This window comes from Sphingomonas sp. BK036, from assembly GCF_004216825.1.
Lineage (GTDB): Bacteria > Pseudomonadota > Alphaproteobacteria > Sphingomonadales > Sphingomonadaceae > Sphingomonas.
The window spans coordinates 407,551-434,434 of sequence record NZ_SGXR01000003.1 but is presented as its reverse complement, the minus strand read 5'-3'; the positions used below and the strand labels follow the sequence as shown (position 1 = coordinate 434,434).

26 protein-coding genes and 1 tRNA gene are annotated in these 26,884 nt (G+C 67.1%); 14 read left to right on the top strand and 13 right to left on the bottom strand.

Annotated features, from left to right (window positions below):
• Window positions 1-6: 6 nt before the first annotated feature.
• Complete coding sequence (locus tag EV283_RS02085; protein WP_130322270.1) at window positions 7-207, bottom strand: hypothetical protein; 201 nt, start codon at window positions 205-207, stop codon at window positions 7-9.
• A 62-nt stretch (window positions 208-269) separates the two neighbouring features.
• The gene (locus EV283_RS02080) at window positions 270-1,274 is read right to left on the bottom strand and encodes an SPOR domain-containing protein (protein ID WP_347400193.1); all 1,005 of its coding nucleotides are present in this window, start codon (window positions 1,272-1,274) and stop codon (window positions 270-272) included.
• A gap of 213 nt (window positions 1,275-1,487) precedes the next feature.
• Between EV283_RS02080 and EV283_RS02075 the strand changes: the two genes are divergently transcribed.
• Genes EV283_RS02075 through EV283_RS02065 form a run of 3 tightly spaced genes read left to right on the top strand, consistent with a single transcriptional unit; the run spans window position 1,488 to window position 3,953 of the window.
• The gene (locus tag EV283_RS02075; protein WP_056411350.1) at window positions 1,488-2,192 is read left to right on the top strand and encodes a ParA family protein; all 705 of its coding nucleotides are present in this window, start codon (window positions 1,488-1,490) and stop codon (window positions 2,190-2,192) included.
• Between the two features lie 4 nt (window positions 2,193-2,196).
• The gene (locus EV283_RS02070) at window positions 2,197-2,652 is read left to right on the top strand and encodes a hypothetical protein (RefSeq protein WP_130322268.1); all 456 of its coding nucleotides are present in this window, start codon (window positions 2,197-2,199) and stop codon (window positions 2,650-2,652) included.
• Window positions 2,653-2,669: 17 nt separating this feature from the next.
• Window positions 2,670-3,953, top strand: coding sequence for a tetratricopeptide repeat protein (locus EV283_RS02065; RefSeq protein ID WP_130322266.1), 1,284 nt, complete (start codon window positions 2,670-2,672; stop codon window positions 3,951-3,953).
• A gap of 153 nt (window positions 3,954-4,106) precedes the next feature.
• On the opposite strand, the gene EV283_RS02060 is transcribed toward EV283_RS02065, so the two are convergent.
• Together EV283_RS02060 and EV283_RS02055 are read right to left on the bottom strand one after the other, a co-directional pair.
• Window positions 4,107-5,327, bottom strand: a complete 1,221-nt coding sequence (locus EV283_RS02060) for a dihydroorotase (protein ID WP_130322264.1) — start codon at window positions 5,325-5,327, stop codon at window positions 4,107-4,109.
• Window positions 5,324-6,310, bottom strand: a complete 987-nt coding sequence (locus EV283_RS02055; RefSeq protein WP_130322262.1) for an aspartate carbamoyltransferase catalytic subunit — start codon at window positions 6,308-6,310, stop codon at window positions 5,324-5,326. Before EV283_RS02055 ends, EV283_RS02060 begins: the two co-directional genes overlap by 4 nt.
• 189 nt (window positions 6,311-6,499) lie before the next feature.
• Between EV283_RS02055 and EV283_RS02050 the strand changes: the two genes are divergently transcribed.
• Entirely contained in the window at window positions 6,500-7,981 is a 1,482-nt protein-coding gene (locus EV283_RS02050; protein WP_130322259.1) for a hypothetical protein, read from the top strand.
• On the opposite strand, the gene ruvX is transcribed toward EV283_RS02050, so the two are convergent.
• Together ruvX and EV283_RS02040 are read right to left on the bottom strand one after the other, a co-directional pair.
• Complete coding sequence (gene ruvX / locus EV283_RS02045; protein ID WP_130322257.1) at window positions 7,978-8,445, bottom strand: Holliday junction resolvase RuvX; 468 nt, start codon at window positions 8,443-8,445, stop codon at window positions 7,978-7,980. The two genes, EV283_RS02050 and ruvX, sit on opposite strands and share 4 nt — an antisense overlap.
• The gene (locus EV283_RS02040) at window positions 8,442-9,551 is read right to left on the bottom strand and encodes a DUF3089 domain-containing protein (RefSeq protein ID WP_130322256.1); all 1,110 of its coding nucleotides are present in this window, start codon (window positions 9,549-9,551) and stop codon (window positions 8,442-8,444) included. The genes ruvX and EV283_RS02040 overlap by 4 nt, the downstream gene beginning before the upstream one ends.
• Window positions 9,552-9,905: 354 nt before the next feature.
• Here EV283_RS02040 and gatC point away from each other — a divergent pair, with 354 nt between their 5' ends.
• From gatC to gatB, 3 genes are read left to right on the top strand one after another with little or no spacing between them, the layout of a single operon-like run.
• A complete protein-coding gene (gatC, locus tag EV283_RS02035) occupies window positions 9,906-10,208 on the top strand; it encodes an Asp-tRNA(Asn)/Glu-tRNA(Gln) amidotransferase subunit GatC (RefSeq protein ID WP_031396405.1) in 303 nt (100 codons plus the stop codon).
• On the top strand, window positions 10,208-11,692 hold the full coding sequence (gene gatA / locus EV283_RS02030; protein WP_130322254.1) for an Asp-tRNA(Asn)/Glu-tRNA(Gln) amidotransferase subunit GatA: 1,485 nt from the start codon (window positions 10,208-10,210) through the stop codon (window positions 11,690-11,692). Before gatC ends, gatA begins: the two co-directional genes overlap by 1 nt.
• A gap of 1 nt (window position 11,693) precedes the next feature.
• Window positions 11,694-13,175, top strand: a complete 1,482-nt coding sequence (gene gatB / locus EV283_RS02025) for an Asp-tRNA(Asn)/Glu-tRNA(Gln) amidotransferase subunit GatB (RefSeq protein ID WP_130322252.1) — start codon at window positions 11,694-11,696, stop codon at window positions 13,173-13,175.
• A 234-nt stretch (window positions 13,176-13,409) separates the two neighbouring features.
• Here the strand turns inward: gatB and EV283_RS02020 are convergent, their stop codons facing one another.
• The 3 genes from EV283_RS02020 to EV283_RS19035 form a co-directional block, all read right to left on the bottom strand.
• Window positions 13,410-13,994, bottom strand: a complete 585-nt coding sequence (locus tag EV283_RS02020; RefSeq protein WP_242615745.1) for a TIGR02281 family clan AA aspartic protease — start codon at window positions 13,992-13,994, stop codon at window positions 13,410-13,412.
• Between the two features lie 144 nt (window positions 13,995-14,138).
• Window positions 14,139-14,357 carry a hypothetical protein gene (locus EV283_RS02015; RefSeq protein WP_130322250.1) on the bottom strand — a complete coding sequence of 73 codons (219 nt, stop codon included), beginning with the start codon at window positions 14,355-14,357 and terminating at the stop codon, window positions 14,139-14,141.
• A gap of 2 nt (window positions 14,358-14,359) precedes the next feature.
• Window positions 14,360-14,515 carry a hypothetical protein gene (locus EV283_RS19035; RefSeq protein ID WP_165391673.1) on the bottom strand — a complete coding sequence of 52 codons (156 nt, stop codon included), beginning with the start codon at window positions 14,513-14,515 and terminating at the stop codon, window positions 14,360-14,362.
• Between the two features lie 111 nt (window positions 14,516-14,626).
• Here EV283_RS19035 and EV283_RS02010 point away from each other — a divergent pair.
• The 5 genes from EV283_RS02010 (at window position 14,627) to clpX (ending at window position 19,892) form a co-directional block, all read left to right on the top strand.
• Window positions 14,627-14,711: transfer RNA gene (locus EV283_RS02010), tRNA-Leu, on the top strand.
• Between the two features lie 69 nt (window positions 14,712-14,780).
• Entirely contained in the window at window positions 14,781-16,436 is a 1,656-nt protein-coding gene (tig, locus tag EV283_RS02005) for a trigger factor (RefSeq protein WP_130322248.1), read from the top strand.
• Between the two features lie 223 nt (window positions 16,437-16,659).
• A complete protein-coding gene (locus EV283_RS02000) occupies window positions 16,660-17,586 on the top strand; it encodes a glycosyltransferase family 2 protein (RefSeq protein WP_130322246.1) in 927 nt (308 codons plus the stop codon).
• Window positions 17,587-17,802: 216 nt separating this feature from the next.
• Window positions 17,803-18,492 carry an ATP-dependent Clp protease proteolytic subunit gene (locus EV283_RS01995; RefSeq protein WP_056411324.1) on the top strand — a complete coding sequence of 230 codons (690 nt, stop codon included), beginning with the start codon at window positions 17,803-17,805 and terminating at the stop codon, window positions 18,490-18,492.
• Window positions 18,493-18,626: 134 nt separating this feature from the next.
• The gene (clpX, locus tag EV283_RS01990; RefSeq protein ID WP_056048170.1) at window positions 18,627-19,892 is read left to right on the top strand and encodes an ATP-dependent Clp protease ATP-binding subunit ClpX; all 1,266 of its coding nucleotides are present in this window, start codon (window positions 18,627-18,629) and stop codon (window positions 19,890-19,892) included.
• A 232-nt stretch (window positions 19,893-20,124) separates the two neighbouring features.
• Here clpX and EV283_RS01985 read toward each other — a convergent pair whose 3' ends face one another.
• A complete protein-coding gene (locus tag EV283_RS01985) occupies window positions 20,125-20,583 on the bottom strand; it encodes a hypothetical protein (RefSeq protein WP_130322244.1) in 459 nt (152 codons plus the stop codon).
• Between the two features lie 100 nt (window positions 20,584-20,683).
• Here EV283_RS01985 and EV283_RS01980 point away from each other — a divergent pair, with 100 nt between their 5' ends.
• Window positions 20,684-21,808 (top strand): ionic transporter y4hA, encoded by a 1,125-nt coding sequence (locus EV283_RS01980; RefSeq protein ID WP_130322242.1) that lies wholly within the window; start codon window positions 20,684-20,686, stop codon window positions 21,806-21,808.
• A 4-nt stretch (window positions 21,809-21,812) separates the two neighbouring features.
• On the opposite strand, the gene EV283_RS01975 is transcribed toward EV283_RS01980, so the two are convergent.
• Genes EV283_RS01975 through EV283_RS01965 form a run of 3 tightly spaced genes read right to left on the bottom strand, consistent with a single transcriptional unit; the run spans window position 21,813 to window position 24,234 of the window.
• The gene (locus EV283_RS01975) at window positions 21,813-22,199 is read right to left on the bottom strand and encodes a c-type cytochrome (RefSeq protein WP_130322240.1); all 387 of its coding nucleotides are present in this window, start codon (window positions 22,197-22,199) and stop codon (window positions 21,813-21,815) included.
• Window positions 22,196-22,513, bottom strand: a complete 318-nt coding sequence (locus EV283_RS19370) for a hypothetical protein (protein ID WP_242615744.1) — start codon at window positions 22,511-22,513, stop codon at window positions 22,196-22,198. The genes EV283_RS01975 and EV283_RS19370 overlap by 4 nt, the downstream gene beginning before the upstream one ends.
• On the bottom strand, window positions 22,510-24,234 hold the full coding sequence (locus EV283_RS01965; protein ID WP_130322238.1) for a M1 family metallopeptidase: 1,725 nt from the start codon (window positions 24,232-24,234) through the stop codon (window positions 22,510-22,512). The genes EV283_RS19370 and EV283_RS01965 overlap by 4 nt, the downstream gene beginning before the upstream one ends.
• 245 nt (window positions 24,235-24,479) lie before the next feature.
• Between EV283_RS01965 and lon the strand changes: the two genes are divergently transcribed.
• Complete coding sequence (lon, locus tag EV283_RS01960) at window positions 24,480-26,873, top strand: endopeptidase La (protein ID WP_130322236.1); 2,394 nt, start codon at window positions 24,480-24,482, stop codon at window positions 26,871-26,873.
• Window positions 26,874-26,884 lie beyond the last annotated feature (11 nt).

The window sequence follows — 26,884 nt, the reverse complement described above, 5'->3', positions numbered from 1 at the left end:
GCTTTCTCAGCGCGCTTTCTTGTCGGTGGTTCGGTCCGGACGCGCCGGGCTTCTGGCCGGCACGCAGATGCGGCGCGTCGACTGGCAGGCGATGCCCACCGTCGAGCAGGCGCCCGCGCTCCCGCCGGTCGGGCAGGCGCGACATTGCTGCTTGATATCGGTGCAGGTCGGCGACGCGGACGCCAGGGCCAAGATCAGGAACAGCATGCGGACATCCTCATCAGGAGCAGTCGGCTACGCGACCATGCGCCGGTCCTGGCGCTTGCAGGTCAGGGCGCGATGATCACGCAAGGGACGCGTGCTGCCGAGCAGGCGCGTGTAGCGTCCGCCTTGGAGGCGAACCCGCCGGCCTGTAGCCGAGTCACGCCGCCGGCCTTGGGGTAGAAGGGCTGGGCGCCGCGAAGCTTGCCGCGGACCGTGTTCCACAGCGTCTCGGCATTGTTCTGATCGCGGAATGCGCCGAGCTGGACTCGCCAGTTGCCGGTGGCTTTGACGGGGGCAGGCTTGGGGGCGGGCTTTGCCGCGACCACCTTCGCGGGGGCTGGCTTTGCGGGAGTTGGCTTGGCTGGCACAGGCGTCGCACTCGGCGACATGCGCGTCGGCCGCGGCGTCTCGGCGATCCGCGAGGGGGGCACGTCGATCCGTCCGCTCGCCTGTCCACCGGTCTTCGCCGCCGTCTCGCGCGGCGGCGTGGCCGAACTTGCCTGCAACGCGTAGCGCTGCGCGAGCGCGGTGCCCTTTTCGCGATCGGTGGGCGAGATATACTGGTCCATCTGCGCCAGCGTCTGCGCGGCGGATTGCAGGCCCGATGCCGAGGCGCGCGTCATCAGCGCATAGGCGCGGGGGAAATCGCGCGGGATGCCGTCGCCGTTGAACAGCATCGTGCCGAGCACCAGCTGCGTGCGCGGTTCGCCGCGTGCCGCGGACTTTTCGAGCCAGGGCAGCGCATCGGTCTTCTTGCCTGCCTGGAACAGCGCGAGGCCGTAATTGTCGCCGGCCTGGAGATGGCCCTGCAACGCGGCCTTGCGGAACCAGCTTTCCGCGAGCGCGGGATCGAGCGGAACGCCGCGGCCGAGCTTGTACGCCTGCGCCAGGTTGAACTGCGCATCGGGATCGCCGGCGATCGCGAGCGGGCGCCATTCGGTGATCGCACGCGGGAAGTCGCCCTTGGCCCAGGCGTCGACGCCGGCCTTGACGTCGGCCAGCGCGGGAGGGGCGACCAGCGCCCCCGCCACCGCGATCGCACCCAGGAAAAGCTTGCCAACCGTCATCATTCCAACCCCATCGCGCCCGCCGCCATCAACTCGTCCACACCATGCCGTCGTTCGTCGCGCAAGGCAAAGGTCACGGCACGCTCAAGAACAGACGTGGGTATCGCGACGCCGTCCTACCGAGACACCGCCGCGCGCACATCATGAAGCGCCGTTAACCGGTTCTTAGACCACCGCATGGCACATATGCGTCGATTGCCAGGGGGTTGGGGACTTATGCGCGTTCTAGCGTTCGCATCGCAGAAGGGGGGATCGGGGAAGACGACCCTGACGGGTCATCTCGCCGTCCAGGCGGAGCGGGCGGGGCATGGACCGGTGGTGCTGATCGACATCGATCCGCAGGGCTCGCTGTCCGACTGGTGGAACGAGCGCACCGCCGAGGAGCCGGCGTTCGCGCAGACCACCGTCTCGCGGCTCGCGGCGGATCTCGAAATCCTTCGGCAACAGGGCTTCAAGCTGGCGATGATCGATACGCCGCCTGCGATCACGATGGCGATCCAGAGCGTGATCCAGGTCGCCGAGCTGATCGTCGTGCCGACCCGCCCGTCGCCGCACGACCTGCGAGCGGTCGGTGCCACCGTCGACATGTGCGCGCGCGCCGGCAAGCCGCTGATCTTCGTCGTCAACGCGGCGACACCCAAGGCGCGGATCACCGCCGATGCGACGCTGGCCTTGTCGCAGCACGGCACCGTCGCACCGGTGATCGTCCACCAGCGCACCGACTTCGCGTCGTCGATGATCGATGGCCGGACGGTCATGGAGCTGGACGCGAGGAGCAAGTCGACCGCCGAGATCGAGGCGCTGTGGACCTATGTGTGCGACCGGCTCGAGAAGAATTTCCGCCGGACCGTGTTCAGCGTGCCGACCGCGGTCGGGCAGCGGCCTGCCGCCGGTGGGTTCGGCCGCCGCGTGGTCGGCTGACGTCATGGCGCAGCCCAAACGCACCGTGTCGCTGACCTCCTCGCTGCTGGCGCGAAAGGGCACTGCGCGCCCGGCGATGCGGCCGCAGGACCTGACCGTGCCATCGACCGATGCGCTCGACGATCTTGGCTGGAACGACATGGGCGCTGCGCCGCCGCCGGTGCTGGTCGAGCGCGCCGCGCTGAAGGTCGAGATCGAGCGCCCGGTGGCGATCGCGCCCGTGTCGGCGGCGACCGCGGCACGGATCGGGCGCGAGAGCCTGGCCAAGGCCAAGGGCGCGAAGGTGGCGTTCACCTTGCGGCTCGAGACCGAGCGGCATCTCCGGCTGCGGCTGGCGAGCGCGGTCACCGGCCAGTCTGCGCAATATCTCGTCACGCAGGCGCTCGACGCCTTTCTGAACAGCTTGCCGGAGGTCGATGCGCTGGTTGCGCAGCTGCCGCCGGCCAAACGCAAATGTTGAAACAGGGATACTCCGCGATGAACACGCGCGCACTTCTCCTCGGCGGTATCTCCGCCCTTCTCCTCGGTGGGACGATGGTCGGCTGCGCCGCCAATGGCGGCAGCCTCGCCTCGGCCGGCGACCGCAGCGGCGTGGCGGCGGCCAAGGGCGCGGCGACCAACGCGGGCAAGGCACAGACCGCGCTCGCGCGGCGCGATGGCGGTGCGGCGATCGGCTATGCGGAAGGCGCGGTGGCGCTGATGCCGCAGTCGGCGGAGTATCGCATGCTGCTCGGCCAGAGCTATCTGCAGGGTGGGCGGTTCGCGTCCGCCTCGCAGGCGTTCGCCGATACGCTCGCGCTGTCGCCGACCAGCGGCAAGGCGGCGCTGAACCTTGCGCTGGCACAGGTCGCGACCGGCGACTGGCAGGCGGCACGACAGACGCTGGCGACGCAGGCGGCGATCATCCCGGCGCTCGATCGCGGGCTCGCGCTGTCGCTGGCGGGTGACACCGCGGGCGGGATCGCGCTGCTGACCGAGGTCGCGCGGTCGCCCGAGACGAGCGTGAAGGTGCGGCAGAATTTGGCGCTGAGCTTCGCCCTGGCGGGTCGCTGGCAGGAGGCGCGCGTGGTCGCGGCGGCGGACATGGCGCCGGGGGATGTCGATGCGCGGCTCGAGCAATGGGCGCTGTTCGCGCAGCCGGCCGCGGCATCGGACCAGGTGGCGAGCCTGCTCGGCGTGCGGGCGGCGGCGGATTCGGGGCAGCCGGTGGCGCTGGCGCTGAATGCGGCGCGGGTCGCACCGGGCGTTCCGGCGCAGGCTTTGGCGTCGGCGGATCCGGTCGAAGCCGCCCCGGTCGAGCTCGCCTCGGCGCCGGCCGCGGGCTTTTCGAAGGTGACGTTCGGACCGCGGCAGGAGGTCGTCCAAGCGCTGCCGGCGATGATGCTTCGCCCGGCTGGGGGGGCGATCAAGCTCGCAGCGACGTCCGCGCCGGCGGCTGCCTATCCGGTGAAGGCGCAGGCGACCGGCAGCTGGTACGTGCAGCTCGGCGCATTCGAGAGCGCGGGCGTGGCGAAGGATGCGTGGGGCCGCGCGTCGCGCCGGTTCGCGGTGCTTGCCGGCCATGCGCCGAACGGGATGAGCTTCAAGGCCAAGGGCGAGGATTTCTACCGCCTGTCTGTCGGTGGATTCAGCCGTTCGGCGGCGGACTCGATGTGCCGTCAGTATCGCGCGAAGGGCGGGTCGTGCTTCGTTCGCCAGGGCGCGGGTGACATGATGGCGCAGTGGCTGCGCAGGCCGGGCGTGCAGATGGCTTCGCGGTAAGCGGGGGCGGACATCCGGTCCAGAGCTACCACCCCGGCGAAGGCCGGGGTCCAAGTGGAAAGGTCGGCGTGACGGAGGGGAGCGCTAAGTCGGCGACGTTTCCCAATTGGGCCCCGGCCTTCGCCGGGGTGGTTGGGGTAAAAGACTAGCGCCTTACCGAACCTCGCGCCCACCCTTCCACAATCGCAGCACGCGGCCCTGCACGGGCAGTCCGTCGAACGGCGTATTGCCCGCCTCGGCCTTGAAGTCGTCGCCGACGATCTGCCACGGCGCCTGGCTGTCGAACAGCATCAGGTCGGCGGGCTTGCCCACCTCCAGCGTCCCCGTATCGAGTCCCAGCACCCGCGCCGGGTTGCACGCCAGCAGCGCGAACAGCCGTTGCAGCGTCAGATGCTCGTCGCGCACTAGCATCAGCGCGAGCGGCAGCAGCGTTTCCGCGCCCGCCATGCCGCTGGTCGCGTCGGTGAACGGCAGCCTTTTCTCCTCCGGCCCGCGCGGTTCGTGGCCCGAGCACAGCACGTCGATCGTCCCGTCGGCGATGGCGTCCAGCGCCGCGCGGCGATCGCTGTCCGCGCGCAGCGGCGGCGACAGCAGCGCGAACGAACGGAAATCGCTGACCGCGATCTCCGACAGATGCAGATGCGCGGGCGTGATCCCGCACGTCACGGCGACGCCGCGGCGCTTGGCCGCGCGGATGAGGTCGAACCCGGCGGCGGTCGTGACCCGGCGGATGTGCAGCCGCGCGCCGGTATCCTCGGCGAGCATCAGGTCGCGCGCGATCGCCAGCGCCTCGGCGACCGCGGGCGCGGCGGGCAGGCCGAGCCGCGTCGCGGTCTCGCCCTCGGTCGCGACCGCGCCGGCGGTGAGCCCGCCATCCTCGGCATGCGTGACGACCGTCACGTCGAGATCGCGCGCATAGGCGAGCACGCGCCGCATCACGCCGCTGTCGGCGATCCAGTGCCGTCCGGTGCCGACCGCCTTCGCGCCCGCCGACAGGCAGATCGCCATTTCGGCAAGGTCGTGGCCTTCGAGGCCGCGCGTGGCGGCGGCGATCGGGTGGATCCAGAGGTCGGGCTTGCCGATCAGCGCGGCGCGCTGGACGATGCCGGGATCGTCGAGGACGGGCGACTGGTCGGGCATCAGGCCGATCCGGACGATGCCGCCCGCGCGGAACGCGGCGCGATCGACCTTCGCCACGCCGAGATCGACGATTCCCGGCGCGACGGTCTTGCCGCCGCAGTCGACGACTTCGGCATTGGAGGGGACGTCGACGATCCCGGTCGCGACGATCACGCCGTCGCGGACCAGCAGAGTGCCCGTCGTCACGCCGCCGACCGGGCAGGCGAGCGTGGCGTTGGTGAGCGCGAGGATCATGCCCAACCCTCCACGCCGCGCGCTCTTCGCGTCAGCACGTCGAGGCACGCCATCCGGACCGCGACGCCCATCTCGACCTGTTCGGTGATCGCCGAGCGCGCATGATCGGCGACCGCCGAGTCGATCTCGACGCCGCGGTTCATCGGGCCGGGGTGCATCACCAGCGCATCGGGCGCGGCCTTGGCCAGCCGATCGAGCGTCAGCCCGTAGCGCAGCCGGTATTCGCGCGTGGAGGGAACGTACGCGCCGTCCATCCGCTCGTTCTGGAGCCGAAGCATCATCACCACGTCCGCCCCCTCCAGCGCCGCGTCGAAATCGGTGAAGGCGGTGACGCCCATCCGCTCGATCATTGCCGGCATCAGCGTCGATGGCGCGCAGACGCGGACCTCGGCGGCCAGTGCGGTGAGCGCGAGGATGTTTGATCGCGCGACGCGGCTGTGCAGCAGGTCGCCGCAGATGACGACGCGCTGGCCGGCGATCGCACCCTTGCGCCGCCGGATCGTCAGCGCATCGAGCAGCGCCTGCGTCGGATGCTCGTGGCGTCCATCGCCCGCGTTGAGCACCGGGCAGCCGACCTTGTCCGCGATCAGCCGCACCGCGCCCGACGACATATGCCGGATGACGATGACGTCGGCGCGCATCGCGTTGAGCGTCATCGCGGTGTCGATCAGCGTCTCGCCCTTCTTCACGCTGGACTGCGCGGCGTGCATGTTGACGACGTCGGCGCCGAGCCGCTTGCCCGCAATCTCGAACGAGAGGAGCGTGCGCGTGCTGTTCTCGAAGAACGCGTTGATCTGCGTGAGCCCGGCGAGCCGCTTGTCGGGCGTTGCATGCGTGCGGTTCGCCTCGACCCAGGTTTCCGCCTCGTCGAGCAGGAACGCGATCTCGTGCGGCTGGAGCCCGTCGATACCGGTGAGGTGCCGGTGCGGGAAGACGGCGCCGCCTTCGATGAGGGCGGCGGGGCGGTGATCTGAGGTGCGCATTAAAAGCGCGGAATAGTGGCGGCGGGGGCGAGGGGCAAGCGTCCCGCCACACTTCGCGTCGAACCACATGGTTAACCTGAATTTAGCGCGGCCATGCGATGCCCTTTGCGGACAGGGGGAACGATGTACGAGGCGGGAGCGAAAACGGTAGACTGTCAATGGTGGGAAACGCCGTGGTTTGCCCTGGTGATGATCCTTGCCGCCGCCGTCCCGCTGCTGTGGCCGGCGCTGCCACCTCTTAGCGACCTGCCGGGGCACATGGGCCGGTGGCACATCGCTACGGCGTTGCCGACGTCCCCCGATCTCCAGCTTTATTACGCCTATCAATGGGCGCTCGTGCCCAATCTCGGCATGGATTTGCTGGTCCCGGGGCTGGCGCGATGGCTCGGCCTCGAACCGGCGACCAAGGTAGCGGTGACTGCGATCCCAATGCTGACGGTCGCCGGACTGCTGTGGACGGCGCGCGAAGTGCACGGTCGGATACCGCCGACCGCGATCTTCGCGCTCCCGCTCGCCTACGCATGGCCGTTCCAGTTCGGCTTCGTGAATTTCGCGCTGTCGCAGGCGTTGGCGTTCTGCGCGTTCGCACTGTGGATACGCCTCGGGCGACAGAATCGAGTGCTGCCGAAAGCGGTCCTGTTCATGCCGATCGCCTTCGTGGTGTGGATCGCGCACAGCTTCGGCTGGGGCATGCTTGGACTGATGGCTGCAGCGGCGGAACTGGCGCAGATTCGCCGCGACGGACGGCGCTGGCTCCCTGCGTTGGTGACGGTGGCGGTTCGCTGCCTGCCGCTGGCGTTGCCGTTGATCGTCATGATCGTCTCGGCATTGCAGGCACCTGCCGGGGGCGGAGCGGTCGGGCTGGGTGCGGCCAACTGGTTCGACGGAACCGCCAAGCTGCTTTGGGCAATCTCGATCCTGCGAGATCGCTGGCTGCTGTTCGATGTCGCCTCGGTCATGCTGTTCGTCGCGGTCTTGTATGTCGCGGCACGTAGCCCGAAACTGAGCTTTTCCTCGGTACTCGGTTGGCCGGCGCTTGCGTGCCTCGCGGCGTTCGCGATACTGCCGCGACTGATGATGGGCGGCGCCTATGTCGATATGCGAATGGCCCCCGCGGTAGTAATGTTGGCCGTTCTCGCCATCATGCCGCCAACCGGCGACTTGCGATTCGCGAAAGCGCTGGCGATCGCCGGAACTGCATTCCTGGCGCTACGGCTGGTTGGCACGACCGTTAGTTTCGTCGAGCGATCGGGCGAGCAGCAGCGCGAACTCGCGGCGATCGCGCGTATACCGCACGGAGTGGCGGTCCTTTCGCTGGTCCAGCGGCCGTGCGGTAATATGTGGTCGGATCTGCGACGCGACGCGCTGCCGGGCATGGCGATCGTCCGCCGCGACGTCTTCACCAATGCGCAATGGGCGTTGGAGGGGCAGCAACTCCTTCACATCCGCTACGTACCGGCCGCGCCGTACCTCGCTGATCCCTCGCAGATCGTGTTGCCGAAGCCGTGCCGCACGTTCGGATCCGATTTCGACGCGGCCATCGCCCGTTTTCCACGCGACGCGTTTTCGTATGTGTGGACGATCGGCTTTCCGCCTGGCGCGGCGAAGGCTTCCGACTTGCGCGTGTCATGGACCAACGGCGAGTCGACGCTCTACCGGGTGGTACGCTAAATCTGCGCGGTTACCAGCGCATCGATTGCGCCCTGGAGGATGTACGCCGCCGCCATCTTGTCGACGAGTTCGGCGCGCTTGGCGCGGCTGGCGTCCTGTTCGATCAGCGTGCGTGTGACGGCGACGGTCGACCAGCGTTCGTCCTGGAGCAGGATCGGCAGCCCCATGTCCTTGAGGTTCTGCGCGAACGCGCGCGTCGATTGCGAGCGCGGGCTTTCGCTGCCGTCGAGGTTGATCGGCAGGCCGATGACTAAGCCGACGACGGCCTGCGCCTTGATGATCTCGGCGAGCGCGGCCTTGTCCTTCTGGAACTTGGTGCGGCGGATCAGCAGCGCGGGGCTCGCGAACGACCAGCCCGCGTCGCACAAAGCGGTGCCGATCGTCTTGGTGCCGACGTCGAGGCCGATCAGCCGGCCGCCATCGGGAAGCGCGTCGCGGAACTGCGCGGCGGAGAGCGTGATCATTGCGCGAAGGCCTTCAGGCGGCGGTTGGCATCGGCGCGGACGTTCGCCCAGAACAGGCTATAGTCGTAGACGTGGTAATTGTTGCCCGGCAGCACATAGGGCCCGAGGTTCGGGCCGTCGCCGATCAGCAGGAAGCCGCGGTCGGCGCACCGTGCGGGCACGCTGCCGACCGCCATCGTCGCGGTCGCGAGATCGGCGGCGGGGACCAATGTGCCGAGGTTGGCGGTCGCGGGTGCGGCGGCGTCGGCGGTGCCGGTCAGCGGGTTGGTGCAGACGATCGGCGTGCCCTTGCGCGGGCGGCCGTCGAACCCGATCGTCGCGTCATAGGCGTCGACGATCAGCGATGGGTCGGCGGGCTCGGCGAAGCTTTCCCAGGACAGGATGCAGCCGGTCTGCTCGGCCGTGCGGCATTCGGGCAGGCCCATGCGCGGCAGGTCGGTGGTGCGCGAGACGGGCCAGCCGACGACATAGGCCGCGACGATCCGTGCACGCAGTGTCGGGTCGGTGGCGATCCGGTCGCGGAGCAGGCGGGTGAGGTGCGCGCTACCCTGGCTATGGCCGGCGAGGATGATCGGGCGCGTCGGGCCGACTTCCTTGAGGAAGCGGTCGAATGCCGCCGACACGTCGCCGTATGCGAGCGCGAGCGCGCGTTCGCTCTCGGCGGCGCTGGTCAGGAACGCGCCGAACGTCGCCTGGCGATAGCGCGGCGCCCAGATGTCGCCGGCTTCGTTGAACGCGCTCGCCTGGCCGCGGAGGAAGAGTTCTGCGCGCGCGTTGGTCTCCGGATCGTCGATCGGCGCGTTCCAATGGTCGCGGTTGATGTACGATGTCGGGTGGATGAAGAAGATCGCGGCGCCGGTGCCGCGCGGGCCGGGCGCGTAGCCGGGGGGCGTCCAGAGCGCGGGGTTGCCGGGCTTGTCGGGGCGCGCGAGCCACAGGATCTTGCGCGCATAGATGTTGCGCGGGGCTTCGCTTTGCGCCTCGAACGACGCGCGCGGGACCATCGCCATGCGGATCATGTCGGTCCCGAACAGGCGGTAGGCGAGCAGCGCGGCGATCGCGAGGACGATCATCACGGCGACGAAATAGAGGAATTTGCGGGCCAAGCGGGACCTTCCGTGCAGGCGGTGTGGCTCCCGTGCCGCAAGCCGGGGGCGGTTGCAACGGGCGCGTTTCGTCGAAGTCCGCGGTTCCCCCGCGGAGGCGGGGGCCCAGGGTCTCGAGCGGCGGCGCCCGTAATCCTGGACCCCCGCCTCCGCGGGGGAACTAGAGGGCGATCAATCCTCCCCCGCCAGGGGGAGGTGGCAGGCGGTAGCCTGACGGAGGGGGAGGAAAGGGAAACGCCTGTTGCGTGTCCGCCCCCTCCGTCGCTGCGCGCCACCTCCCCCTGGCGGGGGAGGATTAGATCTCGCACGGGAAACATATTGCGCGTCCGCGCCGCGCGGTGCTAGCCGAGCGGCATGTCCGTAGATACTGCAACCGTGAAGCGGATCGCGAGCCTTGCGCGCATCGCGATCACCGACGAGGACGCCGCCCGCATGGCGCCGGAACTCGGAAACATCCTTGGCTGGATCGAGATGCTGGGCGAGGTCGATACGACCGGCGTCGAGCCGATGACCGCCGTCATCCCCAACACGCTGCGGCTGCGCGACGACGTCGTCAACGCCGACCCGCTGACCGGCGGCAATATCCGCGAGCAGGTCCTGGCCAACGCGCCCGTAGCTGAACACGGCTTCTTCGCCGTGCCCAAGGTGATCGAATAATGACCGACCTTACCGATCTCGGCATTGCCGGCATCCGCGACGGCGTGCGCGACGGCAGCTTCACGGCGCGCGACGTCGCCGACGCGTTCATCGTCAAGGTGAGCCAGGCCAAGGCGCTCAACGCGTTCCTGGTCGAGACGCCCGAGCATGCGATCGCCGCCGCCACCGCCGCCGATACCGCGCGCGCCGCCGGCGAGACGCTCAAGCCGCTGGCCGGCGTGCCGATTGGCATGAAAGACCTGTTCTGCACCAAGGGCGTCACGACGACCGCGGCGAGCCATATCCTCGAAGGCTTCACGCCGACCTATGAGTCGACCGTCTCTCAGAACCTGTGGGATGCGGGCGCGGGGATGCTCGGCAAGCTGAACATGGACCAGTTCGCGATGGGGTCGTCGAACGAGACCTCCGCGTTCGGCAACGTCATCTCGCCGTGGAAGCGCAACGATGGCGGCAACGCCTCGCTCGCACCCGGCGGGTCGTCGGGTGGCTCCTCGTCGGCGGTCGCCGCACGGCTGTGCCCCGGCGCGACCGGCACCGACACCGGCGGCTCGATCCGCCAGCCCGCCGCCTTCACCGGCATCAGCGGCATCAAGCCGACCTATGGCCGCTGCTCGCGCTGGGGGACGATCGCGTTCGCCTCGTCGCTCGACCAGGCCGGGCCGATGGCGCGCGACGTGCGCGACTGCGCGATCCTGCTCGAGGCGATGGCCGGGTTCGATGCGAAGGACGGCACCTCGCTCCAGCTCGACGTGCCGAAATGGGAAGCGGGTCTGTCGGCCAGCCTCGCCGGCCTGCGCGTTGGTATTCCCAAGGAATACCGCGTCGACGGCATGCCCGAGGAGATCGAGGCGCTCTGGCAGAAGGGCATCGACTGGCTGAAGGATGCCGGCGCGACGATCGTCGAGGTCTCGCTCCCGCACACCAAATATGCGCTGCCCGCTTATTACATCATCGCACCCGCCGAGGCGTCGTCGAACCTCGCGCGCTATGACGGCGTGCGCTACGGCATCCGCGACCTGCCCGCGGGCTCGGGGCTGCAGGACATGTACGCCGCGACCCGCGCCGACGGCTTCGGCCCCGAGGTGAAGCGCCGCATCATGATCGGTACGTACGTGCTGTCGGCCGGCTACTACGACGCGTACTATACGCAGGCGCAGAAGATCCGGACGCTGATCGCGCGCGATTTCGAAAAGGCGTGGGAGACGTGCGACGTCCTGCTCACCCCGACCGCGCCTTCCGCGGCGTTCGCGCTCGGCGAGAAATCGGCCGATCCGATCGCGATGTATCTGAACGACGTCTTCACCGTGCCGTCGTCGCTGGCGGGTCTGCCGGCGATGTCGGTGCCGGGTGGTCTCGACAAGCAGGGGCTGCCGCTCGGCTTGCAGATCATCGGCAAGCCGCTCGACGAACAAGGCGTGCTGAACGCAGGGCTCGCAATCGAACAGCGGGCAGGATTTACGGCACGGCCAGAGGCTTGGTGGTAACATGAGCGATTACAGAATCCAGGGCGAAACCGGCGAGTGGGAGGTCGTGATCGGCCTCGAAGTCCATGCGCAGGTGACGTCGAACGCCAAGCTGTTCTCGGGCGCGGCGACCGCGTTCGGGGCTGAGCCCAACACGCAGGTCAGCCTCGTCGATGCGGCGATGCCCGGCATGCTGCCCGTCCCGAACCGTGAGTGCATCCGCCAGGCGGTGCGCACCGGCATGGCGATCGAGGCGCAGATCAACAAATGGTCGCGGTTCGACCGTAAGAACTATTTCTACGCCGATCTGCCGCAGGGCTATCAGATCAGCCAGCTCTATCATCCGATCGTCGGCGAGGGCGCGATCGATATCAGCCTCGACGAGAAGAACCCCGATGCCGCGGGCAAGCGGATCGGCGTCGAGCGCATCCATGTCGAGCAGGATGCGGGCAAGCTGATGCACGACCAGCATCCGACGCAGAGCTATGTCGACCTCAATCGCTCGGGCGTCGCGCTGATGGAGATCGTGTCGAAGCCCGATCTCGCATCGCCGGCGGAAACGGGCGCGTATCTGCGCAAGTTGCGGTCGATCCTGCGCTATGTCGGATCGTGCGACGGCAACATGGAAGAGGGCTCGATGCGCGCCGACGTCAATGTCAGCGTGCGCAAGCCCGGCGACGAACTCGGCACGCGGACCGAGACGAAGAACGTCAATTCGGTGCGCTTCGTGATGGCGGTGGTCGAGCAGGAGGCCAAGCGCCAGGTCGAGGTGCTCGAGGCCGGCGGCAAGATCCAGCAGGAGACGCGGCTCTACGATCCCGACCGCAACGAGACTCGCTCGATGCGATCGAAGGAAGATGCGCATGATTACCGCTACTTCCCCGATCCGGACCTGTTGCCGCTGGTGCTCGACGATGCGTTCCTCGAGGAATGCCGTGCGTCGCTGCCCGAACTGCCTGACGCAAAGCGGGCGCGGTATGAATCGCTCGGGATCACGGCGTATCAGGCAACGGTGCTGACCGCCGAGGTCGAGGCGGCGCGCTGGTTCGATGCGTTGCTCGATGCGGGCGTGAAGCCGGCGGCGGCGGCGAACTGGACGACGTCGGAGCTGTTCGGTGCGCTCAACCGGACGGGCAAGGATATCGCCAACTCGCCGGTGTCGCCTGCGCAGGCGGCGGAACTGCTGGGGCTGATCGCCGACGGTACGCTGTCGGGTAGCCTTGCCAAGCAGGTGTTCGAGGTCATGCTCGAGACCGGCGATGGCGCGGCGAAGGTCGTCGAGGATCGCGGGTTGAAGCAGACCAGCGATACCGGCGCGATCGAGAAGGTCATCGCCGAAGTGATGGCCGCGAATGCGGACAAGGTCGCCGATTACCGTGGCGGCAAGGACAAGCTGTTCGGATTCTTCGTTGGGCAGACGATGAAGGCGATGGGCGGCAAGGCGAACCCTGCCGTGGTGAACGAGGTGCTGAAGAGCGCGCTCGGGGAGTCGGTGGCGCCGTAAGGCCTCTGTTCTCCCGCGAAGGGGGGAGCCCAGGGTAACGGCGCGCAGCGCTGCTTGATTCCTGGGCCCCCGCCTTCGCGGGGGAACGAGAACGTTCGGGAGCGTCAACAATGCCACCACCCCGGCGAAGGCCGGGGCCCAGTTGGGGGACATTGCTGGTCAGGGCGGTGCGTCCCGTTACCTCGACCTCCCAACTGGACCCCGGCCTTCGCCGGGGTGGTATGGTCGTAAGCGTTACACGCCCACCTTCTGCGGATGATGCGGGACGAGGATCAGGACATTGTCTTCGACCCGCCACGACGCGAGTCGCGACAGGAAGTTCATCCCCAGCACGTTCGTGTCTCCAAACGCAGGCGACACCACCACCTGCAGGTCGCGCGCGACGATCGCGCCGAGCTTCAATTCGCGGATCCGGCCCGATTGCGCGGGGATCGCGCCATTGGCGGTCTGGAGCACGATCGGCACGACGCTGGTCCGCGCATCGATCCCTGCCGCGTCCGCCGTCTTCGTCGACAGCGCGGTGATCGTCGCGCCGCTGTCGATCAGCAGCCGGCGTTCGATGCCGTCGATCCGAGCCCGCGCCCAGAAATGGCCGTCTGCCGCCATGCGGATCCGGACCTCGCCGCCGACGACCTGCTGGTCCTCGATCCGCAGCAGTTTGGCGATCTTGCCGAGATAGGGATCGAACTGGCTGCGCTGGCCAATCGCCACGAAGAGCAAGCCGACGAGCACCAGCGTCATCGCGAGATTGACGAGCGTCCGGACGATCGGGATCCGCTGCGCGATGACGAACACCAGTACTGCGACCCCAAGCGCCACGTACAGAGTCTGATGCTGGGCCAGGTCGGGGAGCAGCTCCGAAAGCGGGGTGCCGGCGGGCGTGGAAATGGGCGGTTCCTGCAGGAAGGGGGTGGACAGCCTATGCTATCCGCCCCCGGATTTATGGTTGCTGACCGGTGCTGCTTACTGAGCGTCGCCGTCCTGGTTTTTCGTTACGCCACCCGTGCCGCCGACGCCGTCCGGCATGCCCGTATCGGTAAACGTCTGGGGCTCGTCACCGCCTTCGCCGCGCTCGACCGCATCGGAGCGCGACTGCACCGCCTGCTCAATGTCGCTGCGCGGGTCCGCGTCACGATCCTCGGGACGCGTTTCGGGATTGGTGCCTGCATGGGGATCGCTCATCGTCACACCTCCGGCTGGATGGGAGCGGGATCGGTCGAGGGGCCGCTCGGATCGGGATAATCCACGTCGGGTGCGGGCGGATTAAACTCCGGCGGGGGCGTCGTCGGCTCGGCAGGCGACGAGGGCGTCGGGAATTCTGCGGGGGGTTGGGTAGCCATGATGCTCTCTCCTTCTCCCGCATCAACGCGTGCGATCACGTGTAGTTGCCTTGCGTGCTTGCCCCGGCATACAACGTTGGTATAGACGCGCCCGCTACGGCGATGTCCTGTGCGGGCGTGGCGGAACTGGTAGACGCAGCAGGTTTAGGTCCTGCCATCGCAAGATGTGGGGGTTCGAGTCCCTTCGCCCGCACCACTCCGCCGCTCGGGCGGGGCGACACCCAGACGAATTTTTCCCGAATGCTCTTTTAGACAAAGGCCGGACATGCAGACTGTCGAGACGTTGAACGAGGGCCTCAAGCGCGCCTACACCCTCACCATCACTGCGAAGGATATCGATGCGAAGGTCGATGTCGAGCTGAAGCGCCTCGCGCCGCAGATGAAGATGCCGGGCTTCCGTCCGGGCAAGGTGCCGGCGAACCTCATCCGCAAGATGCACGGCCCGGCGCTGACGCAGGACGCGGTGAACGCGGCGATCCAGGAGGGCGTCCAGACGCTCGTCGCCGAGAAGCAACTGCGCCCCGCGATGCAGCCTTCGGTCGAGCTGGAAGACGGCTACGACATCGGCAAGGATGCGGTCGTCAAGGTCGAGCTGGAAGTCCTCCCGCAGGTGCCGGCACCCGCGATCGACGGCCTGAGGCTCGAGCGCCTGACCGTGCCCGTCGCCGACGAGGCGGTCACCGAGCAGCTCCAGAAGTTCGCCGACCAGCAGAAGAAGTGGGACGACGCCGCTGACGATTACGTCGCGCAGATGGGCGATCTCGTCACCGTCGATTTCGTCGGCAAGACCGCCGACGGCGTCGCGTTCGACGGCGGCACGGGCACCGACATGGGCGTCGAGCTCGGCGCAGGGCGTCTGATCCCCGGCTTCGAGGATCAGCTCGTCGGCGTGAAGACCGGCGACGACAAGGTCCTGAACGTGACCTTCCCCGAGGAGTATCAGGAGAAGTCGCTCGCGGGTCAGCCGGCCACGTTCGACATCACCGTCAAGTCGGTAAAGACCGCGGGCGAGAGCGCGATCGACGAGGATCTGGCCAAGTCGCTGGGTCTCGAGAGCCTCGAGCAGCTCACGGGCCTGCTCAAGGGTCAGATCGAGCAGGAGCATAACGGGCTCACGCGCACGCACATGAAGCGCAAGCTGCTCGACCAGCTCGCCGAGGGTCACGACTTCGAGGTTCCGCCGTCGATGGTGGAAGCCGAGTTCAACCAGATCTGGCAGCAGCTCCAGCACGAAGCCACGCACGAAGCCGATCCCGAGGCCGCAATGGCCGAGATGGAAGGCGAGCGCGACGATTACCGCAAGATCGCCGAGCGTCGCGTGCGTCTGGGCCTGCTCCTGTCCGAGATCGGCCAGGCGAACGGCGTCGAGGTTTCGAACCAGGAAATGCAGCGTCTGCTCGCGCAGGCTGCGCAGCAGTATCCGGCCGAGCAGCGTCAGCAGTTCATGCAGTATGTGCAGTCCGAGCCGATGGCCGCTGCCCAGCTGCGTGCGCCGCTGTACGAGGACAAGGTCGTCGACTTCCTGTTCGAGAAGGCCGAGATCACCGATCGCGAAGCCACCCGCGAGGAGCTGGAAGCTGCGATCGAGAGCGAGGATGGTTTCGCGAGCGGCACGCACGTGCATGACCACGACAACCACAAGCCCAAGAAGAAGGCGGCTGCCAAGAAGGCCAAGCCTGCGTCTGACGACGCTGCTGCGGACGAGACCGTGACGGACGAGGCGCAGGTTTCGGACGCGGCGGACGAGGCCAAGCCCGCCAAGAAGGCGCCTGCCAAGAAGAAGGCGGCACCGGTCGAGGCCGAGACCGCGGTGACCGAGTCGTCGCCGGTCGCGGCCGAGAATGCCGAGGGCACCGAAGCCGCCGACGCACCGGTAAAGAAGCCGCGCGCCAAGAAGGCGCCGACCAAGACCGAGGCGTAACGCCGATCGGAGTGCCTCGTCGCTGAGGCACTCGCCCCGTTTTCGGGACACCTCCCCGGCGGAGGCCGGGGTCCAGTTGGAAAGGCTACTATAACGGCGCGTAAAGCTCCGTTATGGACCTTCCCCGACTGGACCCCGGCCTCCGCCGGGGATTTGCGTTTCAGGGGGTTCGGTGGCCGAAAATAGCATCTGCAAGGCAGCCTCCGGCACGATAGGGCAGGGCATGACCGAACCGAGAATCGCCGTCCTGCTGCCGTGTTACAACGAAGCGGCGGCGATCGCGCAGACGGTGGCCGGGTTCCGCGCCGCGCTGCCGGGCGCCACCATCTACGTGTACGACAACAACAGCGCCGACCAGACGGTGGAGGTCGCGCGCGCGGCGGGTGCCGTGGTGCGGACCGAGCGGATCCAGGGCAAGGGCGCGGTCGTCCGCCGCATGTTCGCGGATATCGACGCCGACATCTACGTGATGGCCGATGGCGACGCGACCTATGACGCGGCCTCCGCCCCGGCGCTTGTCGCACGTGTGCTCGACGAACAGTTGGACATGGTGGTCGGTTCGCGTATCAGCCAAGTGCAGGAGAGCTACCGCCGCGGCCACCGGTTCGGCAACGCACTGCTGACGGGGATGCTCGCGCGGCTGTTCGGGCGCAGCTTTACCGATATCCTGTCGGGCTACCGCGTGTTCTCGCGGCGGTTCGTGAAGAGCTTCCCCTCGCTCTCCGCCGGGTTCGAGATCGAGACCGAGATCAGCGTCCACGCGCTTGAGCTCAAGATGCCGATCGGCGAGGTCGAGACGCCCTATTATGCGCGGCCCGAGGGATCCGAGTCGAAGCTCAGCACCTATGGCGATGGGTGGCGGATCCTGCGGACGATCATGACGCTGTACCGGATCGAGCGGCCTTTGTGGTTCTTCGGGGTGATCGGCGGCGCGTTTGCGATGCTCGCGCTGATCCTCGGTATCCCGTTGGTACTGACCTATATCGAGATCCACCAGGTCCCGCGCTTCCCGACTGCGATCCTGATCACCGGCCTCGGCATCTTCGCCGCGCTGAACGTCTTTACGGGGCTGATCCTCGATACGGTCGTCCGGGGGCGGCGCGAGGTGCGTCGGCTGGCGTATCTCGCCTATCCCGCACCGGGGATCTGAGTCCCTCTCCCCATCGGGGAGAGGGAAGGAGGAGCCGTAGGCGACGGGAGGGTGAGGGGCGGTTGGCGGATCCCAACTGCCCCTCACCCTCCCACCCGCAAGTGCGTGTGGGCCCCTCCCTCTCCCCGGAGGGGCGAGGGGAAGCGTCGGATGGGCTTGAACTCCCCGTTGCGAGCGCCGATGTTGGCGGCTCACTGGGGCATAAGAGAGATTTCCATGCACAATCCGTTCGAGACCGGCGACTTTGCTAGCCCATTGGCCAGCGCCGGGCTCGGCCTGCAGCAGACGCAAGCAGGCCTGGTTCCCATCGTCATCGAGCAGTCGAACCGCGGCGAGCGCTCGTTCGACATCTTCTCGCGCCTGCTCCGCGAGCGCATCATCTTCGTGACCGGTGGCGTCGAGGACGGCATGGCCTCGCTGATCACCGCACAGCTGCTCTTCCTCGAGTCCGAGAACCCGAAGAAGGACATTTTCATGTACATCAACTCGCCGGGCGGTGTCGTCACGGCGGGCATGGCGATCCATGACACGATGCGGTACATCCGCCCGCGCGTCGGCACGGTGTGCATCGGCCAGGCCGCCTCGATGGGCAGCTTCCTGCTCGCGAGCGGCGAGCCCGGCATGCGTGTCGCGATGACCAACGCACGCATCATGATCCATCAGCCATCGGGTGGTGCACAGGGCATGGCCAGCGACATCGAGATCCAGGCGCGCGAGATCCTGCGGATCCGCAAGCGCATGAACGAACTGTACGCGCAGTATACCGGCCAGCCGATCGAGGAGATCGAGCGCCGGATGGACCGCGATACGTTCCTCGAAGCAAACGAAGCGAAGGATTTTGGCCTGGTCGACGAGGTGTTCGACAAGCGTCCCGCCCCTGCGGACGACACGGCGAAACCTGCGTAAAGCCCGCTCAAGCGGGGCCGGCACGGGGCGAATCGTAAATCCCGCCGGTTTATTTGATTGTAGGAACTCCGGGGTACGTTACGGTAGCGGCCCCGGAAACGGCACGTGCACCGACATGCGCGAGAGGTGATTGAATGACGAAGCTGAGCGGTGGCGACTCGAAGAGCACCCTCTATTGCTCGTTCTGCGGCAAGTCGCAGCACGAGGTCCGCAAGTTGATCGCCGGGCCGACGGTCTTCATCTGCGACGAGTGCGTCGAGCTATGCAACGACATCATCCGTGAGGAGACGAAGTCGGCGCTGGTGTCCAAGAAGGACGGCGGCGTGCCGACTCCGCAGGAGATCTGCGACGTCCTTGACGATTACGTTATCGGCCAGAAGCGGGCCAAGCGCGTCCTGTCGGTGGCGGTGCACAATCACTACAAGCGGCTCAACCACGGCGCCAAGGGTGCCGATGTCGAGCTGTCCAAGTCTAACATCCTGCTCGTCGGGCCGACGGGTTGCGGCAAGACCCTGCTCGCGCAGACGCTCGCTCGCATCCTCGATGTGCCGTTCACAATGGCCGATGCGACGACGCTGACCGAGGCCGGCTATGTCGGCGAGGATGTCGAGAACATCATCCTCAAGCTGCTCCAGGCGTCGGACTATAATGTCGAGCGGGCGCAGCGCGGGATCGTCTATATCGACGAGATCGACAAGATCAGCCGCAAGGCCGAGAACCCGTCGATCACGCGCGACGTGAGCGGTGAGGGCGTGCAGCAGGCACTGCTCAAGCTGATGGAGGGGACGACCGCTTCGGTTCCTCCGCAGGGCGGTCGCAAGCATCCGCAGCAGGAGTTCCTGCAGGTGGATACGACGAACATCCTGTTCATCTGCGGCGGCGCGTTCTCGGGTCTCGAGAAGATCATCGGCGATCGTCTGCAGGGCAAGTCGATCGGCTTTGGCGCCTATGTCGCCGGGCCGGACGAGCGCAAGACGGGCGAGACGTTGAAGTCGGTCGAGCCTGAGGATCTGCTCAAGTTCGGTCTTATCCCCGAGTTCGTCGGTCGTCTGCCGGTGATCGCGACGCTCGAGGACCTCGACGTCGACGCGCTGGTGAAGATCCTGAAGGAGCCGAAGAACGCGCTGGTTAAGCAGTACCAGAAGCTGTTCGAGATGGAGGACGTCGCGCTCGGTTTCACCGACGACGCGCTAGTCTCGGTCGCCAAGAAGGGCATCGAACGCAAGACCGGTGCGCGCGGGCTTCGTTCGATCCTCGAGAGCATCCTGCTCGACACGATGTTCGACCTGCCCGGCATGGACGGCGTCGACGAGGTGATGATCGACAAGGACGTAATCGAGGGCCGCAAGGAGCCGATCCGCGTCTATGCCGAGAAGAAGAAGACCGGCGACGCGGCTTAAGGTTTAGTCGGTTCGAGATTGGGAAAGGGCGTCGAGCGATCGGCGCCCTTTTTCGTTTGGGGTGAAACTCGCCGCTTAAACCCCCTCCCGTCATCCTGACGAAAGTCAGGATCCAGAGTACCGAGCGTCGGTCTTTGGGCTCTGGATCCTGACTTTCGTCAGGATGACGGTGGGGGCAATGGTGGTGAATCGGACCCTTACCGCCTTGGAAAGGGTGGGGACGGGTTGGCCGCTAGGGTTGCGTGGCCAGCAGCCGGATCCGCTCATAGTCCTTCGGACGCCCGAACAGCCTGAGTATCTTGGCCAGTTCCACGCGGTCCGGCACATAGATGGTGGCCTCTTCCACCTCGATCGGCACGCGCGTTTTCGGAAGCACCTCCGTCCACCCCGCCGGGGTCGCGACATGAAACCCCGCCATGATCTCGACCATGAGTGGCGGCGCCGTCCACTGGCCGAACACCGTGGAACGGAACATCGGGCTGGCCGACTGCTTCGCCGGCCCCACTCCCACTCGTGTCATCGTGCGCCGAGCATCCGCGATGCTCGTCACCACGTCGACGTCGGCGACGGTGATCGGCACCACCCCGTGAAGCGCGACCGCCGCGCTGGAAATCACCCACCACGGATCGCGTGCGTCGCGCATCGCCTGCGCCACCATGACGAGCGTTTGGCGGAGATCGGGGGGCAGCATCCGGCCAATCTACCCGAACCCGGCCCCTGCACAATCGCCCGCACTCGGACCCTTATCGGCCGTCACGCATTCGTTGGGTAAGTGAAACGAGGGAGCTTGCATGACGATCGAAGTGGCCGACCGACCGAACGCAGACGTGACGGAGACGATGCCCGACCGTCTGGCGCTCCCGATCTGGACGCTCGTCGCGCCGGGGCTGGGGCTCGTCGCGATCCTCGTCGGGCTGGCCAAGATGGGCGCGCTCGGCACGGCCGCCGCGGTGATCGTGCTGATCGGCAGCGTGCTGGCGGCGGTGCATCATGCCGAGGTGATCGCGCACAAGGTCGGCGAACCGTTCGGCACGCTCGTCCTGGCGATCGCGGTCACGGTGATCGAGGTGTCGCTGATCGTCTCGTTGATGCTGTCGAATGCGGGCGACGCGACGACGCTCGCGCGCGACACGGTGTTCGCGGCGATCATGATCATCCTGAACTTCATCATCGGCCTCTGCCTGCTGGCGGGCGCGGTGCGGCATCACGAGCAGCGCTTCACGCTGAAGGGCATGACCGCCGCGCTCGGCGTGCTCGCCGCGATGGCGGTGCTGTCGCTGGTGCTGCCGAACTACACCTCGTCGACCTCGGGTCCGACCTATGCGGCGTCGCAGCTGATGTTCGTCGCGGTCGTCTCGCTGATCCTCTACGGGACGTTCGTGCTGGTGCAGACGGTACGCCACCGCGACTATTTCCTGCCCTCGACCGACGACAAGGACGATCACGCCGCGCCGCCGTCGCGGCGTGCGACGGGGATCGCGTTCGCCGCGCTGCTGGTGGCGCTCATTTCGGTGGTGCTGCTCGCCAAGACGCTGTCGCCGACGATCGAGGCGGCGGTGCTCGGGGCCGGCCTGCCGCTGACAGTCGTCGGCGTAGTGATCGCCGCGCTGGTGCTCGCACCCGAGAGCCTGGCCGCGTACAAGTCGGCGCGGCGCAACCGGTTGCAGACCAGTCTCAACCTCGCGCTCGGCTCTGCGCTGGCGACGATCGGGCTGACGATCCCGAGCGTGGCGATCGTGTCGCTGGTGCTCGACCTCCCGCTCGCGCTGGGGATCGACGCGAAGAGCATGACGCTGCTCGCGCTGTCGCTGTTCGTCGCGACGCTGTCGCTCGGCACGGGGCGGACGACGGTGTTGCAGGGCGTCGTCCATCTCGTGATCTTTGCCGCGTATCTGTTCACGACCGTGGTGCCGTGATGCGTCAGGGCCCCTGCGTCGCCAGATAGGCGATGACGTCGGCGCGGTCCTTCGGGTCGGCGAGCCCCGCGAACCCCATCGTCGTGCCGGGGACCATCCGGCGCGGGTTGGCGAGCCATTGGTCCATCCGCGCCGCGTCCCACGTTCCGCCGAGCGCCTTCAGGCCGGCGGTATAGGCGAAGCGCGGGCGGCGCTCTCCGACGGGGCCGCCGAGTACGCCGTAGAGATTGGGGCCATCGGTATCGCCTGCATAGCGCCCGATCGTGTGGCACGCGGTGCAGCGGCGGAAGACGCGCTCGCCGCGCGCGATCTGGCTGGTCGAGGGCGCATCCGGCGTTGACCCGCATCCTGCGAGCGCCAGCGCGAGCAAGGACCAGCCCGCGGTTCTCATGGTCTTTGCCGTGCCGCCAAGGCGAGGCCGGCGGCGATCTGCACGACCGCATAGAGGCGGCGACGGCCGGGGCGGTCCACGAAGGGCGACACCAGTTTTTCGGTGCCTAGCGCATCGTCTTTCCAGAGATCGACGTGGCGGCGCGGCTGGAGCAGGCCGATCAGGCCGTCGCCGACCATGAAGATCGCAGCCATCTCTGCCGCGCGGGCTGGCCAGATGTTCTCCTGCGCACGCAGGAGCCCAGGGTCACGCGCGTTGGCGTCTGTGAGCCTAGGGGCCCCGCCTTCGCGGGGGAACGCGTTCTGGTCGGTCATTGCGGTTTGCCCTTTGCGGCTTGCGCGGCTTTCCAGGCGGCCACGTCTTCGAGCGCGAGACTGCGGCGGAGGACCAGCGCGTCCGGGTCGATCACGACATGCGCACCCGCCGGGACCGACAGGCTCGCCTTCCCGCCGGTCATCGGGAGCGTCCGGACCTTGCCGTCGACCTGTACCTCGACCGGCAGCGGGAACGCGCCGTTGCCCGGCACCTTCCACGCCAACGTCAGCATGGTGCCGGTCCGCGTCTCGACCAGGTCGGGGAGGGCCGCCTGGCGCAGATACACTTCGAAGAACCAGCCGTAATTCTTCCCCGTCACTTTGCGGACGAGCGCTTCATACTCCTTCGTCGACCCGAACCGCGGCTTGAAATTCCCCGGCTTGGGGTCCGCTCGCCCGTATACCGCCAGCCGCGTGACATCGAAAAACGCCTTGTCGCCGATCAGCGACCGCAGCGTGTGGAGCATCCACGAGCCCTTATAGTAAATGTCCTGGCCCGCGCCGCCCTTGTCGAGTTCGTACACCTCCTCCTCGGTGGTGACTCGCTGCTGCGTGATGGGCTTGAGGTTCATGATCGAGGTCCGCTCGCCCTGCATCATCGCCGCATAGCGCGCACGCCCCTCGCGCCATTGGCCGTAGAGCGGCTGCATGTACGTGCCATAGCCCTCGTGCAGCCAGTAATCGTCCCAGTTCGCCGCGGTCAGCTGATTGCCGAACCACTCATGCGCGAACTCGTGCTGGAACAGCCAGTCGAACCCCTCGGGTGCCTTTGCGTATTCGTTGCCATAGGCATTGATCGTCTGGTGCTCCATGCCCTTGTGCGGGGTCTCGACCACGCCGAGCTTCTCGTCGCCGAACGGGTAGGGACCGATCATGCTCTCGAAGAAGTCGAGCGTCGGCGCGAATTCGGCGAACAGCTTTTCCGCCTGCGCTTTTTCGCCCGGCAGGTACCAGTAATGCATCGGGATGCTGTTGCCGTAGCGGCTCTTGTACGTGTCGCTGATCTCCTCATACGGCCCGACGTTGAGCGCGATGCCATAGGTATTGGGATGCTTGGCGCGCCAGTTCCACGTCGTCCGGCCGTCGGCCAGCGTATCGACGCCGAGCAGCACGCCGTTCGACGGCGCCTTCAATCCCTGGGGCACGGTGATGTGCAGCGTGACCAGCGCAGGCTCGCCGGTCGGGAAATCGAGGCACGGCCAGAACAGGTCGCAGCCATAGCCCTCCGCGGTCGTCGCGAACCAGGTGCGGCCATCGGGCGTCTTCGACCAGACCATCCCGTCGTCCCACGGCGCCTTCACCGCGACATGCGGCGTGCCGCCATAGGTGATCTTCGCGGTGACCTTCCCGCCGGCCCCGACCGGCCTGGGGAGCGTGATCGTCAACCGCCCCTCGGGATTGGTCCAGGCCGAGGGCGGCAACGGAGTCCCGTCGATCATGATCGCGCTGACGGGCAGGTTGCGGTCGAGGTCGATCGGCAGGCGGGTGAGAGGGGCCTTCGCGGTGAAGACCAACGTGGCGACGCCGTTCAGGCTCTGCGTATCGGGAAGCACCTCGAACGCAAGGTCCGCGCTGTCGAAGGTGAGCGCGGTCTGCTCGGCGGTCAGCACACCGCCGGACCGCTGCGTCTGCGCGGTGATCGCCGGTTCGCCCTTCTTCGGGAGCGGCGCGGCGGCGAGGAGCGCGGTGGCGCTGGCGGCGAGTAGAAGACGCGAAATCATCCGTCACTCTCGCGCCGGACGCCGTCCGTTACAACCCCGCGGGCCTGGGCAGCGTGATGCGACGGAGGGCTAAGGTCAGGCTTACGTGCGCGATGTTCGTGGCTCCGGCCGTCCGCGCTTGCGCGAAATGCCCGGACTTGGCGCGAAGCGACACCGCTTAACCGCACCAACCAATTGATGGACGCTTCATCCTCACCATATAAGACTCAATAATGCCCTCCATGCAGGCACCCACCGGAGCGTTCATGACCCAGTACCCCGTCCTTCCCCTTCGCGACATCGTCGTCTTCCCGCACATGATCGTGCCGCTGTTCGTCGGTCGCGATAAGTCCGTTGCCGCGCTCGAAGCGGCGATGGCGGCGGACAAGGAGATTTATCTCGTCGCGCAGGTCGATCCGGCCGAGGACGATCCCTCGCGTGACGACCTGTACTCGATGGGCGTCACCGCCACCGTGCTGCAGCTGTTGAAGCTGCCCGACGGCACCGTTCGCGTGCTCGTCGAGGGCAAGCAGCGCGCGACGCTGGAGACGCTGGACGAGAGCGGCGAGTTCCTGACCGCGACTGTCGAGCCGGTCGCCGATGCCGAGGTCGAGGGCGCCGAGGTCACCGCGCTGATGCGCTCGGTCGTCGACCAGTTCGAGAATTACGCCAAGCTCAACCGCAAGCTCGCGTCTGAGACCGCGGTGCAGATGTCGGAGATCGAGGACGCGTCGAAGCTGTCCGACGCGGTCGTCGCAAACATCGCGATCAAGGTCGCCGAGAAGCAGGCGATGCTGCTCGAGACCAACCCGTCCAAGCGTCTCGAAATGGCGATGACGGCGATGGAGGGCGAGCTAGGCGTCCTGCAGGTCGAGAAGAAGATCAAGAGCCGCGTCAAGCGCCAGATGGAGAAGACGCAGCGCGAATATTACCTCAACGAGCAGTTGAAGGCGATCCAGCGCGAACTCGGCAACGAAGATGGCGAGGGCGAAGGCGACGAGATCGCCGAGCTGACTCAGAAGATCGCGACGCTCAAGATGAGCAAGGAAGCGCGCGGCAAGGCGACCGCCGAGCTGAAGAAGCTCAAGACTATGGCACCGATGAGCGCCGAGGCGACCGTCGTGCGCAACTATCTCGACGTGCTCCTCGGGCTCCCCTGGGGCAAGAAGTCGAAGATCAAGAAGGACATCGCCGCCGCGCAGGGGACGCTGGACGAGGATCATTACGCGCTCGAGAAGGTCAAGGACCGGATCGTCGAGTATCTTGCGGTGCAGGCGCGCACCAACAAGCTGAAGGGGCCGATCCTGTGCCTCGTCGGCCCTCCCGGTGTCGGCAAGACCTCGCTCGGCAAGTCGATCGCCAAGGCGACGGGGCGCGAGTTCATCCGCCAGTCGCTCGGCGGCGTGCGCGACGAAGCCGAGATCCGTGGCCATCGCCGCACCTATATCGGCTCGCTGCCGGGCAAGATCGTGACGAACCTGAAAAAGGCCGGCACGTCGAACCCGCTGTTCCTGCTCGATGAGATCGACAAGCTCGGCCAGGATTTCCGCGGCGATCCGGCATCGGCGCTGCTCGAGGTGCTCGATCCGGAGCAGAACGGCAAGTTCCAGGACCATTATCTCGAGGTCGATATCGACCTGTCGGACGTGATGTTCGTGTGCACCGCGAACTCGCTGAACCTGCCGCAGGCGCTGCTCGATCGCATGGAGATCATCCGTCTTGAGGGGTATACCGAGGACGAGAAGGTCGAGATCGCCGAGCGCCATCTGGTCGAGAAGCAGATCGAGGCGCACGGGCTGAAGCCGGGCGAGTTCACGCTGACGCAGGCGGGGCTTCGTACGCTCATCCAGCAGTACACGCGTGAGGCCGGTGTCCGTACGCTCGAGCGCGAGATCGCCAAGCTGTGCCGCAAGGCGTTGCGCCAGATCCTCGAGAACAAGACGACGAGCGTCACGATCACGCCTGAGAATGTCGGTGAGTATGCCGGCGTGCAGAAATATCGTCACGGCCTTGGCGAGACCGAGAATCAGATCGGTGCGGTCACCGGGCTCGCCTGGACCGAGGTCGGCGGAGAATTGCTGACGATCGAGAGCGTGACGGTCGCGGGCAAGGGCCAAGCCAAGCTCACCGGCAAGCTCGGCGACGTGATGAAGGAATCGATCGAGACCGCATTCAGCTTCGTCAAGGCGCGCGCGCCGAGCTACGGGATCAAGCCGAGCCTGTTCGCGCGCAAGGATATCCATATCCATCTGCCCGAGGGTGCGGTGCCGAAGGACGGCCCGTCGGCGGGGATCGGGATGGTCACGTCGATCGTCTCGACGCTGACCGGCGTGCCGATCCGGCGCGAGGTGGCGATGACCGGCGAGGTCACGCTGCGCGGCCGCGTGCTGCCGATCGGCGGCCTTAAGGAGAAGCTGCTGGCCGCGCTGCGCGGGGGAATCGAGACGGTGCTGATCCCGGCGGAGAACGAGAAGGACCTCGCGGAGATCCCGGCGAACATCAAGGAAGGGCTGAAGATTATCCCCGTTTCGCATGTCGACGAAGTGCTGCGTCTTGCGCTGACCGAGCCGCTTGAGGCGATCGAGTGGACCGATGCGGACGAGCTTGCGGCACTGCCGCCGGCACCGATCGCACCCGTCGGGGGCAGCCTGCACCACTAATCCATGTTTGG

Excerpts from the sequence above, each read along its gene's own strand:
- EV283_RS02085 (WP_130322270.1), bottom strand. The coding sequence starts at position 207 with ATGCTGTTCCTGATCTTGGCCCTGGCGTCCGCGTCGCCGACCTGCACC.
- EV283_RS02080 (WP_347400193.1), bottom strand. The coding sequence starts at position 1,274 with ATGATGACGGTTGGCAAGCTTTTCCTGGGTGCGATCGCGGTGGCGGGG.
- EV283_RS02075 (WP_056411350.1), top strand. The coding sequence starts at position 1,488 with ATGCGCGTTCTAGCGTTCGCATCGCAGAAGGGGGGATCGGGGAAGACG.
- EV283_RS02070 (WP_130322268.1), top strand. The coding sequence starts at position 2,197 with ATGGCGCAGCCCAAACGCACCGTGTCGCTGACCTCCTCGCTGCTGGCG.
- EV283_RS02065 (WP_130322266.1), top strand. The coding sequence starts at position 2,670 with ATGAACACGCGCGCACTTCTCCTCGGCGGTATCTCCGCCCTTCTCCTC.
- EV283_RS02060 (WP_130322264.1), bottom strand. The coding sequence starts at position 5,327 with ATGATCCTCGCGCTCACCAACGCCACGCTCGCCTGCCCGGTCGGCGGC.
- EV283_RS02055 (WP_130322262.1), bottom strand. The coding sequence starts at position 6,310 with ATGCGCACCTCAGATCACCGCCCCGCCGCCCTCATCGAAGGCGGCGCC.
- EV283_RS02050 (WP_130322259.1), top strand. The coding sequence starts at position 6,500 with ATGATCCTTGCCGCCGCCGTCCCGCTGCTGTGGCCGGCGCTGCCACCT.
- ruvX (WP_130322257.1), bottom strand. The coding sequence starts at position 8,445 with ATGATCACGCTCTCCGCCGCGCAGTTCCGCGACGCGCTTCCCGATGGC.
- gatC (WP_031396405.1), top strand. The coding sequence starts at position 9,906 with ATGTCCGTAGATACTGCAACCGTGAAGCGGATCGCGAGCCTTGCGCGC.
- gatA (WP_130322254.1), top strand. The coding sequence starts at position 10,208 with ATGACCGACCTTACCGATCTCGGCATTGCCGGCATCCGCGACGGCGTG.
- gatB (WP_130322252.1), top strand. The coding sequence starts at position 11,694 with ATGAGCGATTACAGAATCCAGGGCGAAACCGGCGAGTGGGAGGTCGTG.
- EV283_RS02015 (WP_130322250.1), bottom strand. The coding sequence starts at position 14,357 with ATGAGCGATCCCCATGCAGGCACCAATCCCGAAACGCGTCCCGAGGAT.
- EV283_RS19035 (WP_165391673.1), bottom strand. The coding sequence starts at position 14,515 with ATGGCTACCCAACCCCCCGCAGAATTCCCGACGCCCTCGTCGCCTGCC.
- tig (WP_130322248.1), top strand. The coding sequence starts at position 14,781 with ATGCAGACTGTCGAGACGTTGAACGAGGGCCTCAAGCGCGCCTACACC.
- EV283_RS02000 (WP_130322246.1), top strand. The coding sequence starts at position 16,660 with ATGACCGAACCGAGAATCGCCGTCCTGCTGCCGTGTTACAACGAAGCG.
- EV283_RS01995 (WP_056411324.1), top strand. The coding sequence starts at position 17,803 with ATGCACAATCCGTTCGAGACCGGCGACTTTGCTAGCCCATTGGCCAGC.
- clpX (WP_056048170.1), top strand. The coding sequence starts at position 18,627 with ATGACGAAGCTGAGCGGTGGCGACTCGAAGAGCACCCTCTATTGCTCG.
- EV283_RS01985 (WP_130322244.1), bottom strand. The coding sequence starts at position 20,583 with ATGCTGCCCCCCGATCTCCGCCAAACGCTCGTCATGGTGGCGCAGGCG.
- EV283_RS01980 (WP_130322242.1), top strand. The coding sequence starts at position 20,684 with ATGACGATCGAAGTGGCCGACCGACCGAACGCAGACGTGACGGAGACG.
- EV283_RS01975 (WP_130322240.1), bottom strand. The coding sequence starts at position 22,199 with ATGAGAACCGCGGGCTGGTCCTTGCTCGCGCTGGCGCTCGCAGGATGC.
- EV283_RS19370 (WP_242615744.1), bottom strand. The coding sequence starts at position 22,513 with ATGACCGACCAGAACGCGTTCCCCCGCGAAGGCGGGGCCCCTAGGCTC.
- EV283_RS01965 (WP_130322238.1), bottom strand. The coding sequence starts at position 24,234 with ATGATTTCGCGTCTTCTACTCGCCGCCAGCGCCACCGCGCTCCTCGCC.
- lon (WP_130322236.1), top strand. The coding sequence starts at position 24,480 with ATGACCCAGTACCCCGTCCTTCCCCTTCGCGACATCGTCGTCTTCCCG.